Here is a 12912-nt window from a genome sequence, read left to right as displayed (position 1 = left end):
GGCGTTGGGGAAGGGCGTGGAGATGGTGATGCCGGGGGACAATGTGCGAATGGATGTGGAGTTGATCACGCCGATCGCGATGGAGAAGGAGTTGCGGTTTGCCATCCGGGAAGGCGGACGGACCGTCGGCGCCGGCGTCATCAGTGAAGTCATCGCGTAAAAAGGATTAGTCCATGGTGGATCAGCGAATTCGAATACGACTCAAAGGGTACGATTACCGCGTCTTGGACCAATCCGTCATTGAAATCGTGGAAACGGTGAAGCGGACCGGTGCCAAGATTTCCGGGCCGATTCCGTTGCCGACGGTGATCAACAAATTTACGGTGCTGCGGTCGCCTCACGTCGATAAAAAATCGCGTGAGCAGTTTGAAATACGGACGCACAAGCGGTTGATCGACATCCTGGAGCCGACTCAGGATACCATGGACGCCTTGATGAAGTTGAACTTGTCCGCCGGTGTCGATGTCGAGATCAAGACGTAGGCGCGGGCGATCCTTCTTACGATTGGGAAATGACCATGACGGTTCAGGGATTGATAGGGCAGAAATTGGGAATGAGCCAGGTTTACATCGAGAACGGCAAGATGGTGCCGGTGACCGTGATCGTGGCCGGGCCGTGCCGCGTCGTGCAAAAGAAGACGAAGGAACGCGATGGATATGAAGCGGTCCAGCTTTCGTTTCAGGAAATCGCCGAAAAGAAATTGACGAAAGCGGAGCGCGGCCATTTTAAGAAAGCGAATGTTCCGTTCGCCAAACATCTGCGTGAATTCAAGGGAGATCTTAAGGCGCTTGAAATCGGCGCGGTGGTCGGTGCGGATCAATTCCAAAAAGGCGAGATTGTCGACGTGACCGGCATTTCAAAGGGCAAGGGATTCGCCGGCGTCGTTAAACTCCACCATTTTGCCGGGGGACCCGAAACGCACGGATCGATGTTTCACCGGCAGCCCGGTTCGATCGGCAGCAGTTCCTGGCCTTCCCGCGTTCGAAAAAACAAAAGGCTCCCGGCGCATATGGGAGCCGAACAAGTGACGGTCCAGGGACTCGAAGTGGTTGAAGTGCGAAAAGACGAAAACCTGCTTTTTGTGAAAGGGGCGATTCCCGGTTATCGGGGGGCCCTCGTCCTGATCCGAAGGACGAATCGCAAGTAGCCAACAGGATGACGAAAAACATGCCGACCGTCGATGTGGTGAATTTGAACAAGGAAAAGATCGGCACGGTTGACCTGAGCGATCAACTCTTCGGAGCCGAGGTCAACAGGCCGCTGATTCATGAGGCGGTGGTGATGCAACGGGCCGCCATGCGTCAGGGCACGGCCGCAACGAAGACGCGGGGGCTGGTCAGCGGCGGTGGAAAAAAGCCTTGGCGCCAAAAGGGAACGGGACGGGCCCGGGCGGGTTCCAGTCGTTCCCCGATCTGGCGGGGTGGAGGGACGACCTTCGGTCCGACGCCGCGGGATTACGGATATGCCTTTCCCAGAAAAAAATATCGTGCGGCCTTGCGGGGAATCCTGACGGCCAAGCTGAAGGACGGGGCTATTCTCGTGGTCGAGCGGCTGGAATTGAGCGAGGCCAAAACCAAACAGATGGCCTTGGTACTGAAAAAGCTCGAGGCCAGCGGCCGGACCGTTATTGTGTCGTCAAACACCGATGAGAAACTGGCCCGAGCGGTCCGGAATATTCCGTCGGTGAAATTGTTGCCGGTTCAAGGATTGAATGTCTACGATCTGGTCTGCGCAAAGCATTTGGTGATTCCGCAGGATGCGCTGTCCCGGCTCCAGGAGGTTTGGTCATGACCCGGGACCCGCACCAGATTCTTATCCGTCCGCTGTTGACCGAGAAGATGACCGGGCTCAAGGAGAGCCAGAACAAGGTCTGCTTTCTTGTCCATCCTCGATCCAATAAAATCGAGATCAAGCGGGCCGCCGAAGAGGCTTTGAAGGTCAAGATTGATTCGGTCCGTATCATTAATAGCAAGGGCAAACTAAAGCGTTTGGGCCGTTTCGAGGGAAAAAGGCCGGACCTTAAAAAAGCCATCCTGACGCTCAAAAAAGGCGAAAAACTCGAACTCTTTGAAGGGGTCTAGAAAATCAACGGCCCCCTGATGAATTAGGAAACGACGATGCCTATTAAGCAGTATAAGCCGACCTCTCCGGGCCGTCGGGCCATGACCGGTTTTACGTTCGACGAGATTACGAAGACCGAGCCCGAGAAGCGTCTTGTGACGTTCAGGGTTCCGTCCGGAGGGAGGAACAATGGCGGAAAGATGACCGTTCGCCACCGAGGGGGCGGCCATAAGCGGGCCTATCGCATCATCGATTTTAAACGGGATAAATTTAACATCCCGGCCAAGGTAATCGCGATTGAGTACGATCCCAATCGCTCGTCTCGAATCGCCCTGCTGCAATATGCGGATGGCGAAAAACGGTACATCATTGCCCCGGTCGGGATCGGCGTCGGCGATCGAGTTCTGTCAAGCAACGACGCCGAAATTAAACCCGGGAACGCGCTCCCTCTCGGAGTGATTCCGATCGGCACGCAGGTCCATAATCTTGAGCTGAAACCCGGCAAAGGCGCGCAGCTGGCCCGCAGCGCCGGAGCGTTCGCACAGATCATGGGCCGGGAGGCGGACTATGTGCAGGTCCGATTGGGGTCCGGCGAGTTGCGGAGAATTCACGGCCGTTGCCTGGCCACCGTCGGGCAGGTGGGCAATCTTGACCACGAGAACATCTCGATCGGAAAAGCGGGTCGGAAGCGCTGGATGGGCCGGCGGCCGATTGTTCGAGGACTGGCCATGAATCCGGTGGACCATCCGCACGGCGGGGGAGAAGGAAAATCCGGGCAGGGCAACCCCCATCCCGTTTCACCCTGGGGAATGCCCACCAAAGGTTACAAGACACGAAAACGAAAAGACACGAATCAATTTATCATCAAACGACGTAATTAAAGGAGAAGGCCTGTGCCGAGATCGGTTAAAAAAGGTCCTTTTATCGATCCGAAGCTGATGGAAAAGATCGCGGGTTTAAACGAGGCCAACGATAAGAAGATCATCAAGACCTGGGCCCGGCGGTCGACCATCGTGCCGGAGATGATCGGGCACACGATGGCTGTTCATAACGGCAAAAAATTTATTCCGGTTTATGTGACCGAAAACATGGTCGGGCACAAATTGGGGGAATTTGCGCCTACGCGTTTCTTTAAAGGACACGGACAGGCGAGAACGGAAAAAGCGACGGCGTTAAAATAGGGCCGGGGTCCTCCGGTCGGTTCTCCGGCCGGAGGCATTGATTCGTGATCGGGTGAGCATTTATGGCGACGGAAGCAAAAGCAATCTTGAAATTTGTGAGGGTGGCCCCGCGCAAGGCGAGAATGGTCATCGACCTGATTCGCGGCCAGCAGGTGGCGGAGGCGCTCAACATTTTGAAGTTCACCCCGCGGGCCGCTTCGCGGGTGGTGGAAAAAGTACTCAAATCGGCCGTGGCCAACGCGGAAAATCTGGAAATCGGCGATCCGGACGATCTTTGGGTGAGCCGGGTCTACGTGGACGGAGGCCCGATCCTCAAGCGATTTAATGCGCGTTCCATGGGACGGGCCAACCCGATCAAGAAGAGAACCAGCCACATCACGGTGGTGGTCGAATCCCGGGTCGCCGGCGCAGGGAATCCGGGAGCCGGACCGGCGAAGAAGCCGAAACAGGCGGTGGCGAAATAACCGCTCGGCCGGCAAGGCGAGCAAGCCCCTAATCATCAGAAGCGAGGAAGACGTGGGACAGAAGGTTCATCCGATCGGTTATCGTCTGGGATTTATCAAGACCTGGAATTCGCGCTGGTACGCCGAAAAGGATTATGCCAAACTGCTGCATGAGGATCTCAAGATCAGGAAAATGGTCAAAGAGAAACTGGCCCATGCCGGTGTTTCCAAGATCGAGATCGAGCGGTCCGGCAATCAGGCCAAGATCAATATCCATACGGCGCGCCCCGGCATTATTATCGGACGCAAAGGGGCCGAGGTGGACAAGCTGAAATCCGAATTGGAAACCAAGACGGGACGGCAGGTCTACATCAACATCAAAGAGATTCGCAAGCCCGAAATCGACGCCCAACTGGTGGCCGAAAACATTGCGGTTCAATTGGAAAAAAGAGTGGCCTTCCGGCGCGCCATGAAAAAAAGCGTCCAGGCGGCGCTGCGGTTGGGGGCTCAGGGAATCAAGATCACCTGCGCGGGGAGGCTGGGCGGTTCCGAAATCGCCAGGACGGAATGGTATCGTGAGGGCCGTGTGCCCCTGCACACCTTGCGGGCCGATATTGATTTCGGACTGGCTGAAGCCCGTACCGCCTTCGGACAGATCGGGGTAAAAGTTTTGATTTACAAGGGCGAAATGATTCCGACGCTTCCGGACAAACAGGAAGGACGGCTGGAAATGTCATCGGAGCGACGCTGATGCTGAGTCCCAAGAAAGTAAAATTCAGGAAGATGCATAAGGGCCGACGGTTCGGAAAGGCCTATCGGGGGTCCGAGCTGTCGTTTGGAGAGTTCGGGTTGAAGGTTCTGGCACCGGCCTGGCTCACGGCGCGTCAATTGGAAGCCGCGCGTATTGCCATGACCCGGTTTGTTAAGCGGGGAGGAAAAATTTGGATCCGGGTGTTTCCCGACAAGCCGATAACGAAGAAGCCGGCCGAGACCCGAATGGGAAAAGGAAAAGGAAATCCGGAGTTGTGGGTGGCTTCCGTTCGGCCGGGTCGGATCATTTATGAGATGGACGGCGTGACCCGGGAGGTGGCCGAAGAAGCTTTCCGGTTGGCCGCGTATAAACTCCCGGTGGCCACGCAATTGATCGCGCGGGGGAAAGTCTGATGGAACTTCAGGAAATGCGAAACCTGACGATCGACGAGTTGAACCTGAAGGAAAAGGAGCTTCGCAAGGAGCTTTTCAATCTGCGATACCAGTTGTTAAGCGGCCGGATCGAAAATCCGCAGCAGATCAAGAACGCGCGTCGCGAAATCGCGCGGATCCAGACCGTGGTTTGTGAAAAGCGGTCCGCGGCGTCTAAAACGGCAGCATGATGAAAGGACGTTGACTATGTCGGCAGAAGCAGGCCTGAAAAAACGGCGCCGGACTTTTATCGGCGAGGTCATCAGCCACCGGATGAACAAGACCGTGGTGGTGATGATCGAACGAGTCTTCCTTCATCCGACTTACAAAAAGGTGGTGAGAAAAACCACCAAGCTGAAGGCTCACGATGAGCAGAACGAGTGTCATATTGGAGATACGGTGAAGATTCTGGAGAGTCGACCGATCAGCAAAGAGAAGCACTGGCGGGTTGTTGAAATTGTTCAGCGCTCTCAGGGCGTCTCCCCCGCCGAGGTGCAGAACCCGGCCGCGTTGTCCTAACGTCGTTGTTGGAGTGAGGCAGTCGAATGATTCAAGATTATACCATGTTGGATGTGGCCGATAACTCCGGGGCCAAGAAAGTCATGTGTTTCCACGTCATGGGCGGGTCGGGGAGGCGGTACGCGACGGTCGGCGACGTGATCACCGTGGCCGTCAAGGAAGCCATTCCCCAAGCCGCGGTCAAAAAAGGCGATGTGGCGAAGGCCGTCGTTGTCAGGACGGTCAAGGAGATCCGAAGAGAGGATGGTTCATACATCCGTTTCGATCGGAACGCCGCGGTCCTGATCAATGCCCAGGGTGAACCGATCGGGACCCGGATCTTCGGTCCGGTCGCCCGGGAACTCCGGGGCAAGAAATTCATGAAAATCATCTCACTCGCGCCGGAGGTGCTTTGATCATGGGAGTCATGATGAGCGTGCTGCAATCCGACCGTCCGAAATTCCGTGTCCGAAAAGGGGACACCGTGATGATCATGACGGGGAAGGATAAAGGAAAGTCGGGCAAAGTTCTGGAGGTGGATCGTTCAAAGCACCGCGTTCTTGTGGAGAAACTGAATATCATCAAACGGCATATGAAACCGAGCCAGCAGCACCGCCAGGGCGGGATCATTGAGAAGGAAGGGCCGATTCAGTTGTCGAACGTCATGGTCGTCTGCCAAAACTGCGGAAAAACGGCGCGGATCGGCATGCGTCTGCTTGAAGACGGTCAAAAACTCAGATACTGCAAGAAATGCGGTGAAGTCATCGACCGCGGGTAGATGTCCGGCCCGTTTTCCCGCGGGCGGATGAAACACAACGAGCAAGAGATCAACCGAAGACGAATCGGATCAGGAGGAAGGGATGGCGAAAGCCAAAGAGAAAACCAAGCAGGAAAAGGCGCCCAAAACCGAAACCCGGGAGAAAGCCAAGGACAAAGAAAAACCGGCCCGCGAAGCAGCCGTCCTGCCCCGTCTGAAGGAACGATACCGGGACAGCGTCGTTCCTGAGTTGATGAAGCAGTTCTCCTATAAAAATTCGATGCAGGTTCCTCGTCTTGAGAAAGTCGTGATCAACGTCGGAATGGGGGAGGCCATTCAAAACGCGAAACTCCTGGAGGCCGCCGTCAACGAGATCACCCTCATTACGGGCCAGAAGCCGGTTGTAACCCGGGCGAAGAAGTCCATCTCGGGATTCAAGCTGCGGCAAGGGATGGCGATCGGCTGCAAGGTCACCCTTCGCGGCGGTCGCATGTACGAATTTTTGGACCGCTTTTTCAACGTGGCCCTTCCCCGGATCCGCGATTTTAAAGGGGTGTCGCCGAAATCGTTCGACGGCCGTGGAAATTACAGCTTGGGCCTGAAGGAGCAGCTTCTCTTTCCCGAGATCAAATATGACGACGTCGTGGCCACGCACGGCATGGATATCGCGATCGCGACCACGGCCAAGTCCAATGACGAAGGCAAGGCCCTGTTGGGGTTATTGGGACTGCCGTTTCGAACTTAAAATCATGGGGAGAGGTGCGTGGCCAAAAAATCGCTTATTCTGAAATCTCAGGCGGAACCGAAATTCGCGGTCCGCAAGTACAATCGTTGTCCCGTCTGCGGGCGTTCCCGGGGGTTTTTGCGAAAGTTCCGCATGTGCCGGATCTGTTTCCGCAATCTCAGCCTTCGGGGGGATATCCCGGGCGTGATCAAGTCCAGTTGGTAGGAGGAATTTTTCGTCGATGATGACCGATCCCATTTCGGATATGTTGAACCGGATGCGTAATGCCATCCAGCGCAAATACGAGTCGGTAGACATCCCGGCTTCAAAGCTCAAGCAAAACATCGCCCGTCTCTTGGCGGAGGAGGGGTATATTCGAGGCATCGAAACGGTGTCGGAAGGCCGGCACCCGGTGCTTCGGATCAAGCTGAAATACGCGAAAGACGTTTCGATCATCAACGGGATGCGAAGAATCAGTCGCCCCGGCCGGCGGGTCTATGTGGATAAGGACGGCATTCCCAAAGTGCGGGGGGGCTTGGGAACGGCCGTGATGTCTACGACGCAGGGCATGATGACCGACCGTGAATCGAGAAAACGCCAGGTCGGCGGAGAAGTGATCTGTTACATTTGGTGATTGATCAAACCAGGGTGAACGACGATGTCGCGAGTGGGTAAGAAGCCGATTTTGGTTCCGTCCGGCGTGCAGGTCAAAGTGGAAGAAAAAGGGGTCCGTATCAAAGGCCCGAAGGGGGAACTGACCCGCGGCATGGAAATGGGGATCGGCGTAACGGTGGAAGACGGCCGTGTCGTTGTCACGCGACGGGACGACGATCGACTGCACCGGGCCAAGCACGGCCTGTTCCGCAGCGATCTTAATAACATGGTGATCGGTGTTTCCCAAGGTTACCAGAAGTCGCTGGAGATCAGCGGCGTCGGTTTCCGCGCCCAGGTCCAAGGCCGGAACCTGACGCTGGCCCTGGGATTTTCTCATCCCACCGTGTTTGCACTGCCCACGGGAATCGAGGCCACGGTGGACAAGCAGACCCTGATCACGATCAAGGGAGCGGACAAATACCTCGTCGGTCAGGTGGCGGCCGAAATCCGGGACTTGAAGCTGCCGGAGCCCTACAAAGGCAAAGGCATCAAATATGCCGGCGAAGTGATCGAGCGGAAAGAAGGGAAAACCAGCAAGTAGGAAGTTAACGGAGAAGTCGGGCGATGCTGAACGTACAATTAAAAGTCGAATCCCGAATGCGCCGCCACCGACGGGTGCGGAAAACGGTCTTCGGTCTGCCCCAGCGCCCGCGGCTTGTGGTCTTTCGCAGCAATCTTCACATCTACGCCCAGATCATTGATGATGCGGCGGGGAAAACGCTGATTGCGGCGTCGACTCTGGATCCTGAATGCAAAAAGAGCGCAGCGCGGGGCAATAACAAGAAAGCGGCCGAAGTCGTGGGTCAGTTGGTTGCAAAACGGGCGTTGGCTAAAAACATCAAAACGGTTGTCTTTGATCGGGGCGGATATCTGTTTCACGGTCGTGTGAAAGCCCTGGCGGACGCGGCGCGTCAGGGGGGTCTGATCTTTTGAGACCGGTGATCCAAAACCCATATCGGGCGGCAGCCAACACGGTGTCTTGGTTGTTATCACGAAGGAGTAGAATTCGGTGAAAGTCAATCCTAATGATCTGGCGCTGAAAGACAAGGTGGTCTTTATCAACCGCGTCGCTAAAGTGGTTAAAGGCGGCAAGCGATTCAGCTTCAGCGCGCTGGTCGTGGTGGGAGACGGACACGGCTGGGTCGGAATGGGCAAAGGGAAGGCTGCGGAGGTCCCGGATGCCATACGGAAAGCCGTTGAACGGGCCAAAAAAGATTTGATGAAGGTCCCTCTAAAGAATACCACAATTCCGTATGCCGTTACGGGGCATTACGGCGCCGAAGATGTGCTGTTGAAACCGGGCGCGGAAGGCGTCGGGGTGATCGCCGGCGGGGCCGTGCGGGCCGTGATGGAGGTTTGCGGAATTCAAAATGTGGTCAGCAAGTCCTTGGGCAGCGGCAACCCCTACAACGTGGTCAAGGCCACGCTGAACGGACTTCAAGCACTCCAGGCGCCGGAAGAGATCCAGAGAATGCGTCGTTCGGATCAGGTGGAGGAGGCGGGATATGTCGGCAAACCGGCCGCGTAATCTGGCCATCACCTTGCGACGAAGCGTCATCGGATACCCCCGTAAACAACGGGTCGTGGTCCGGTCCCTTGGGCTTCGACGTATCCGTCATACGGTTATTCGGCCGGACACCCCGCAGACCCGGGGTATGGTCGCGCAAGTTTGCCACTTGCTCGATGTGAAAGAGGTGTAGTCCATGAGGCTTCATGAATTGAAACCGCAAAAAGGATCCCGGAAGAAAGAGAAGCGAATCGGACGGGGGATCGGATCGGGACACGGAAAGACATCCACGAAGGGGCATAAGGGGGGGCTTGCCCGCAGCGGCGGCGGTGGCAAGGGACCCGGGTTTGAAGGCGGCCAGATGCCTTTGATCCGACGTATTCCCAAACGCGGTTTTAAAAACCGTTTTCGGGACGAGGCCTCGGTGGTCAACCTGGAGAGTTTGAACCGGTTCAACGGAAAGTCGATCGTTACACCGGAACAGTTAAAAGAAGCCGGGCTGGTCCGTCGATCCGCGACCGCCGTAAAAGTCCTGGGTCAAGGAGAGCTGACCAAACCGCTCTCGATCCAAGCCCACCAATTCAGCCGATCCGCGTTGGAGAAAATCCAGAAAGCCGGTGGGAAGGCCGAAACGATCCGGAAGGCTTCTGGGAAACCCGATCTGTCCGTGAAGGCCCGGTAGGACTAGAGGAGCGGCAAAGTTGTTTGAACGTTTTATCATCAATCTTCAGAACATTTTTCGCATTCCGGAGCTTCGGCATCGGATTCTGTTCACGTTGGGAATGCTGGCCGTCTACCGGATCGGGGCGCATATCCCGACGCCGGGGATCAACAACGAGGCTCTCGCCGAATTTCTGGCGGCTCAAGGCGGGGCGCTGCTCGGATTTTTGGACATTTTTTCAGGCGGGGCGTTATCCCGGCTGACCATTTTTGCGCTGGGGATCATGCCGTACATCAGCGCGTCCATTATCCTTCAGCTGTTGACCGTCGTCATTCCGACGCTTTCGAAGCTGGCCAAGGAAGGCGAGCGGGGGCGCAAGAAAATCATTCAATATACCCGCTACGGGACGGTGGTTATTTCGTTAATCCAGTCCTTCGGCATTTCGGTCGGTCTCGAGGGAATGAACAACGGATCTTTTGTCCAGCACCCGGGCTTTGCCTTTCGCATCATGACGATGATCACCCTGACGGCCGGGACGGCCTTCCTGATGTGGTTGGGCGAACAAATTACCGAGCGGGGAATCGGGAACGGGATCTCGTTGATTATCTTTTCGGGCATCGTGGCTCGAATGCCGTCGGCCGTGATCAACACCTATCGACTCTACGATACGGGACAGTTGAACCTGTTTTTCCTGATCGTTCTGGCCGCTTTGATGGTTGCGGTCGTGTCGGCGATCGTGTTTCTGGAAAGCGCCCGCCGGAAAATTCCGGTTCAATACGCGAAACGTGTCGTCGGCAGACGGGTCTATGGCGGACAGAGCACGCATATTCCGTTGAAAATCAATACCGCGGGCGTAATCCCGCCGATCTTTGCATCCTCGATCATCGCTTTTCCGGCCACGATCACGGGATTCATACAAATTCCATGGGTCCATGACATTTCCCGTCAACTTGCTCCGGGATCGATACTCTATACCTTTTTGTACGTGGGGATGATCGTCTTCTTCTGCTTTTTTTATACGGCGGTGGTATTGAATCCGGTGGATATGGCCGATAACATGAAAAAGTACGGAGGATTCATACCCGGGATTCGGCCGGGTCAGCGAACCTCCGACTACATTTATCAGGTCCTGACCCGGATCACGTTTGTCGGGGCGATTTATCTGGCGGCCGTCTGCGTCATACCGGAAATTTTGATATATAAAATGGGGGTGCCGTTCTTCTTCGGCGGAACGTCGCTGTTGATCGTGATCGGCGTGGGTCTGGACACCGCACAGCAGATCGAGTCCCATATGTTGACCCGGCATTATGAAGGGTTTCTGTCCAAGGGCCGGTTGAGGGGAAGGGCCGGATAGGCGAGGTGCATCGTGCGGCTGATTTTTCTGGGTCCGCCGGGTGTGGGAAAGGGGACGCAAGCCCAGCGGCTGTCGGTCCAGCGTAGCATTCCGAAGATCTCAACAGGGGATATTCTTCGCGAAGCGGTGAAGAATAAAACATCCCTGGGCCTTCAAGCCCAATCATTTATGGACAGCGGGAAACTGGTTCCCGATGAAGTGGTGATCGGCATTATCCGGGAGCGGTTGAAAGAGGCGGATGCCCGGGAAGGATTTATCCTGGACGGTTTTCCAAGAACCGTGCCGCAAGCCCGGGCCCTCGCTTCCATGCTCCGTCAGGACCAGTTGAATATCGACCGGGTTCTGAATTTTGAATTGTCGGACGAGGAATTGATCCGACGCTTGTCGGGCCGACGGAGTTGTCCGGATTGCCAGGCGGTGTATCATCTGGAATTCAGCCCCTCTCTGAAACCGGATCGGTGCGACCGGTGCGGCGGCAAGCTGATCCAGCGGAGCGATGACCAGCCGGGGACGATCCGCAGCCGTCTGGAGGTTTATCGATCGCAGACGTCGCCGCTCATCCGGTTTTACGAGGACGAGGGGATCCTCGCGCGGATTGACGGATCGGGAACGCCCGAAACGGTCTATCGAAAGGTCGCCGCAGCCGTCGGATAAGCGTCCAGCGAACGGAAGCGAATGAGAGAGGCTCCATCCGGCTTGGCCGGTGGAGGGGGCGACGTGAGCCCCTACAATAACCATGATTATTTTGAAATCGCCGGAGGAAGTTCGCAAGATCGAAAAAGCAGGGCGAATCGTGGCGGAGGTTTTGCGGGAGTTGAAGACGCAAGTGAAACCCGGAGTGACGACGCTGGAACTGGATCGGACGGCCGAGGAAGGGATTCGGAAACGCGGAGGTCGCCCGGCATTCAAGGGATACCGGGGGTTTCCGGCAACCCTTTGCGCATCGGTCAATGATGAAATCGTACACGGGATTCCTTCCAAACGGGTACTTCAGCCCGGAGACATCATCGGGCTGGATCTCGGAGCCATTGTCGACGGTTATTACGGCGATGCGGCTGTTACGGTGCCGGTCGGCGACATCGAGCCGGACGCTCAACGATTGATTCGGGTGACGGAGGAGTCGCTGTATTTGGGGATCGAACAGATGAAGGTCGGAAACAGGTTGTCCGATATTTCCAACGCCGTTCAAACGCACGTCGAAGCGGCCGGTTACTCGGTTGTGAAGGATTTTGTTGGACACGGAATCGGTCAGTCGCTCCATGAGGAGCCCCAGTTGCCTAATTTCGGCAAGCCCGGCCAGGGCCCCCGGCTTAAGGAAGGAATGGTTTTGGCGATCGAACCGATGGTCAATATGGGAAAAGAGGGTGTTCGCATTCTGAGCGATCACTGGACGGCCGTGACACAGGACCGCAGTCTTTCTGCTCATTTTGAGCATACGGTGGCCATTGTCGAAGCCGGACCGGTGATATTAACATCGAACGATCACGGGAGAGCCTGAACAGGAATGTCCAAGGAAGACGTGGTTGAGGTTCAGGGAACGATTGTGGAGACCCTCCCCAATGCGATGTTTCGAGTGGAACTGGAGAACGGACACCGGGTCTTGGCGCATATCTCCGGAAAGATGAGAATGCACTTCATCAAGATTCTTCCGGGCGATAAGGTGACGGTGGAGCTTTCGCCGTACGATCTGACGCGCGGAAGAATCACGTACCGGTTCAAATAGATACCCGCGGGCCCGGCCTGCGGTCCTTATACCTAAGCAAACGGTGTAGCGATGAAGGTGAGATCTTCAGTCAAAGCGATCTGTGCAAAATGCAAGGTCATTCGCCGCAAGGGCGTGGTTCGTGTGATTTGCACCAATCGCCGGCACAAGCAGCGTCAAGGATAGGG

Annotated in this window: 27 protein-coding genes; all 27 read left to right on the top strand. The window is 56.1% G+C overall.

What is annotated here, in order from left to right:
• The coding region (gene tuf / locus VLY20_12995) for an elongation factor Tu (GenBank protein ID HUK57562.1) at positions 1-160 on the top strand (160 nt) is incomplete at its 5' end.
• A 13-nt stretch (positions 161-173) separates the two neighbouring features.
• On the top strand, positions 174-482 hold the full coding sequence (rpsJ, locus tag VLY20_12990; protein HUK57561.1) for a 30S ribosomal protein S10: 309 nt from the start codon (positions 174-176) through the stop codon (positions 480-482).
• Between the two features lie 35 nt (positions 483-517).
• Positions 518-1147, top strand: coding sequence for a 50S ribosomal protein L3 (gene rplC, locus VLY20_12985; protein HUK57560.1), 630 nt, complete (start codon positions 518-520; stop codon positions 1145-1147).
• A 20-nt stretch (positions 1148-1167) separates the two neighbouring features.
• On the top strand, positions 1168-1791 hold the full coding sequence (gene rplD / locus VLY20_12980) for a 50S ribosomal protein L4 (GenBank protein ID HUK57559.1): 624 nt from the start codon (positions 1168-1170) through the stop codon (positions 1789-1791).
• Positions 1788-2081 (top strand): 50S ribosomal protein L23, encoded by a 294-nt coding sequence (gene rplW, locus VLY20_12975; GenBank protein HUK57558.1) that lies wholly within the window; start codon positions 1788-1790, stop codon positions 2079-2081. The genes rplD and rplW overlap by 4 nt, the downstream gene beginning before the upstream one ends.
• Before the next feature lie 36 nt (positions 2082-2117).
• Positions 2118-2942, top strand: coding sequence for a 50S ribosomal protein L2 (rplB, locus tag VLY20_12970; protein HUK57557.1), 825 nt, complete (start codon positions 2118-2120; stop codon positions 2940-2942).
• A 12-nt stretch (positions 2943-2954) separates the two neighbouring features.
• A complete protein-coding gene (gene rpsS / locus VLY20_12965; protein ID HUK57556.1) occupies positions 2955-3242 on the top strand; it encodes a 30S ribosomal protein S19 in 288 nt (95 codons plus the stop codon).
• 62 nt (positions 3243-3304) lie between these two features.
• Positions 3305-3706: a 50S ribosomal protein L22 gene (rplV, locus tag VLY20_12960; GenBank protein ID HUK57555.1), complete on the top strand. Its 402-nt coding sequence runs from the start codon at positions 3305-3307 to the stop codon at positions 3704-3706.
• A 52-nt stretch (positions 3707-3758) separates the two neighbouring features.
• A complete protein-coding gene (gene rpsC / locus VLY20_12955; GenBank protein ID HUK57554.1) occupies positions 3759-4436 on the top strand; it encodes a 30S ribosomal protein S3 in 678 nt (225 codons plus the stop codon).
• Positions 4436-4849 carry a 50S ribosomal protein L16 gene (gene rplP, locus VLY20_12950; protein HUK57553.1) on the top strand — a complete coding sequence of 138 codons (414 nt, stop codon included), beginning with the start codon at positions 4436-4438 and terminating at the stop codon, positions 4847-4849. The genes rpsC and rplP overlap by 1 nt, the downstream gene beginning before the upstream one ends.
• Positions 4849-5058, top strand: a complete 210-nt coding sequence (gene rpmC, locus VLY20_12945) for a 50S ribosomal protein L29 (GenBank protein HUK57552.1) — start codon at positions 4849-4851, stop codon at positions 5056-5058. Before rplP ends, rpmC begins: the two co-directional genes overlap by 1 nt.
• A 16-nt stretch (positions 5059-5074) precedes the next feature.
• The gene (rpsQ, locus tag VLY20_12940; GenBank protein ID HUK57551.1) at positions 5075-5386 is read left to right on the top strand and encodes a 30S ribosomal protein S17; all 312 of its coding nucleotides are present in this window, start codon (positions 5075-5077) and stop codon (positions 5384-5386) included.
• Positions 5387-5412: 26 nt separating this feature from the next.
• The gene (gene rplN / locus VLY20_12935) at positions 5413-5781 is read left to right on the top strand and encodes a 50S ribosomal protein L14 (protein ID HUK57550.1); all 369 of its coding nucleotides are present in this window, start codon (positions 5413-5415) and stop codon (positions 5779-5781) included.
• An 11-nt stretch (positions 5782-5792) separates the two neighbouring features.
• Positions 5793-6143: a 50S ribosomal protein L24 gene (gene rplX / locus VLY20_12930; GenBank protein ID HUK57549.1), complete on the top strand. Its 351-nt coding sequence runs from the start codon at positions 5793-5795 to the stop codon at positions 6141-6143.
• Positions 6144-6327: 184 nt separating this feature from the next.
• The gene (gene rplE, locus VLY20_12925) at positions 6328-6867 is read left to right on the top strand and encodes a 50S ribosomal protein L5 (protein ID HUK57548.1); all 540 of its coding nucleotides are present in this window, start codon (positions 6328-6330) and stop codon (positions 6865-6867) included.
• Positions 6868-6885: 18 nt separating this feature from the next.
• Positions 6886-7071: a type Z 30S ribosomal protein S14 gene (locus tag VLY20_12920; protein HUK57547.1), complete on the top strand. Its 186-nt coding sequence runs from the start codon at positions 6886-6888 to the stop codon at positions 7069-7071.
• Positions 7072-7087: 16 nt separating this feature from the next.
• Positions 7088-7480 carry a 30S ribosomal protein S8 gene (rpsH, locus tag VLY20_12915; protein ID HUK57546.1) on the top strand — a complete coding sequence of 131 codons (393 nt, stop codon included), beginning with the start codon at positions 7088-7090 and terminating at the stop codon, positions 7478-7480.
• Between the two features lie 24 nt (positions 7481-7504).
• Entirely contained in the window at positions 7505-8041 is a 537-nt protein-coding gene (gene rplF, locus VLY20_12910) for a 50S ribosomal protein L6 (GenBank protein ID HUK57545.1), read from the top strand.
• Between the two features lie 23 nt (positions 8042-8064).
• Positions 8065-8433 carry a 50S ribosomal protein L18 gene (rplR, locus tag VLY20_12905; GenBank protein ID HUK57544.1) on the top strand — a complete coding sequence of 123 codons (369 nt, stop codon included), beginning with the start codon at positions 8065-8067 and terminating at the stop codon, positions 8431-8433.
• A gap of 76 nt (positions 8434-8509) precedes the next feature.
• Complete coding sequence (gene rpsE / locus VLY20_12900; GenBank protein HUK57543.1) at positions 8510-9028, top strand: 30S ribosomal protein S5; 519 nt, start codon at positions 8510-8512, stop codon at positions 9026-9028.
• Positions 9006-9200 (top strand): 50S ribosomal protein L30, encoded by a 195-nt coding sequence (gene rpmD / locus VLY20_12895; protein HUK57542.1) that lies wholly within the window; start codon positions 9006-9008, stop codon positions 9198-9200. Before rpsE ends, rpmD begins: the two co-directional genes overlap by 23 nt.
• 3 nt (positions 9201-9203) lie before the next feature.
• Complete coding sequence (gene rplO, locus VLY20_12890) at positions 9204-9689, top strand: 50S ribosomal protein L15 (protein ID HUK57541.1); 486 nt, start codon at positions 9204-9206, stop codon at positions 9687-9689.
• A 19-nt stretch (positions 9690-9708) separates the two neighbouring features.
• The gene (gene secY, locus VLY20_12885; protein ID HUK57540.1) at positions 9709-11022 is read left to right on the top strand and encodes a preprotein translocase subunit SecY; all 1314 of its coding nucleotides are present in this window, start codon (positions 9709-9711) and stop codon (positions 11020-11022) included.
• Positions 11023-11034: 12 nt separating this feature from the next.
• Positions 11035-11676: an adenylate kinase gene (locus VLY20_12880; protein HUK57539.1), complete on the top strand. Its 642-nt coding sequence runs from the start codon at positions 11035-11037 to the stop codon at positions 11674-11676.
• A gap of 82 nt (positions 11677-11758) precedes the next feature.
• Positions 11759-12520 (top strand): type I methionyl aminopeptidase, encoded by a 762-nt coding sequence (map, locus tag VLY20_12875; GenBank protein HUK57538.1) that lies wholly within the window; start codon positions 11759-11761, stop codon positions 12518-12520.
• Between the two features lie 6 nt (positions 12521-12526).
• Positions 12527-12745, top strand: coding sequence for a translation initiation factor IF-1 (gene infA / locus VLY20_12870; protein HUK57537.1), 219 nt, complete (start codon positions 12527-12529; stop codon positions 12743-12745).
• A 51-nt stretch (positions 12746-12796) separates the two neighbouring features.
• Complete coding sequence (rpmJ, locus tag VLY20_12865; protein HUK57536.1) at positions 12797-12910, top strand: 50S ribosomal protein L36; 114 nt, start codon at positions 12797-12799, stop codon at positions 12908-12910.
• Positions 12911-12912 lie beyond the last annotated feature (2 nt).

Source organism: Nitrospiria bacterium (genome assembly GCA_035517655.1).
GTDB lineage: Bacteria > Nitrospirota > Nitrospiria > JACQBZ01 > JACQBZ01 > JACQBZ01.
This window is presented reverse-complemented; position numbering and strand designations above follow the sequence as displayed.

What these genes read in the sequence shown, in the direction of transcription:
- rpsJ (HUK57561.1), top strand. Translation starts at nt 174, where the DNA reads ATGGTGGATCAGCGAATTCGAATACGACTCAAAGGGTACGATTACCGC.
- rplC (HUK57560.1), top strand. Translation starts at nt 518, where the DNA reads ATGACGGTTCAGGGATTGATAGGGCAGAAATTGGGAATGAGCCAGGTT.
- rplD (HUK57559.1), top strand. Translation starts at nt 1,168, where the DNA reads ATGCCGACCGTCGATGTGGTGAATTTGAACAAGGAAAAGATCGGCACG.
- rplW (HUK57558.1), top strand. Translation starts at nt 1,788, where the DNA reads ATGACCCGGGACCCGCACCAGATTCTTATCCGTCCGCTGTTGACCGAG.
- rplB (HUK57557.1), top strand. Translation starts at nt 2,118, where the DNA reads ATGCCTATTAAGCAGTATAAGCCGACCTCTCCGGGCCGTCGGGCCATG.
- rplV (HUK57555.1), top strand. Translation starts at nt 3,305, where the DNA reads ATGGCGACGGAAGCAAAAGCAATCTTGAAATTTGTGAGGGTGGCCCCG.
- rplP (HUK57553.1), top strand. Translation starts at nt 4,436, where the DNA reads ATGCTGAGTCCCAAGAAAGTAAAATTCAGGAAGATGCATAAGGGCCGA.
- rpmC (HUK57552.1), top strand. Translation starts at nt 4,849, where the DNA reads ATGGAACTTCAGGAAATGCGAAACCTGACGATCGACGAGTTGAACCTG.
- rpsQ (HUK57551.1), top strand. Translation starts at nt 5,075, where the DNA reads ATGTCGGCAGAAGCAGGCCTGAAAAAACGGCGCCGGACTTTTATCGGC.
- rplN (HUK57550.1), top strand. Translation starts at nt 5,413, where the DNA reads ATGATTCAAGATTATACCATGTTGGATGTGGCCGATAACTCCGGGGCC.
- rplX (HUK57549.1), top strand. Translation starts at nt 5,793, where the DNA reads ATGATGAGCGTGCTGCAATCCGACCGTCCGAAATTCCGTGTCCGAAAA.
- rpsH (HUK57546.1), top strand. Translation starts at nt 7,088, where the DNA reads ATGATGACCGATCCCATTTCGGATATGTTGAACCGGATGCGTAATGCC.
- rplF (HUK57545.1), top strand. Translation starts at nt 7,505, where the DNA reads ATGTCGCGAGTGGGTAAGAAGCCGATTTTGGTTCCGTCCGGCGTGCAG.
- rplR (HUK57544.1), top strand. Translation starts at nt 8,065, where the DNA reads ATGCTGAACGTACAATTAAAAGTCGAATCCCGAATGCGCCGCCACCGA.
- rpmD (HUK57542.1), top strand. Translation starts at nt 9,006, where the DNA reads ATGTCGGCAAACCGGCCGCGTAATCTGGCCATCACCTTGCGACGAAGC.
- rplO (HUK57541.1), top strand. Translation starts at nt 9,204, where the DNA reads ATGAGGCTTCATGAATTGAAACCGCAAAAAGGATCCCGGAAGAAAGAG.
- map (HUK57538.1), top strand. Translation starts at nt 11,759, where the DNA reads ATGATTATTTTGAAATCGCCGGAGGAAGTTCGCAAGATCGAAAAAGCA.
- infA (HUK57537.1), top strand. Translation starts at nt 12,527, where the DNA reads ATGTCCAAGGAAGACGTGGTTGAGGTTCAGGGAACGATTGTGGAGACC.
- rpmJ (HUK57536.1), top strand. Translation starts at nt 12,797, where the DNA reads ATGAAGGTGAGATCTTCAGTCAAAGCGATCTGTGCAAAATGCAAGGTC.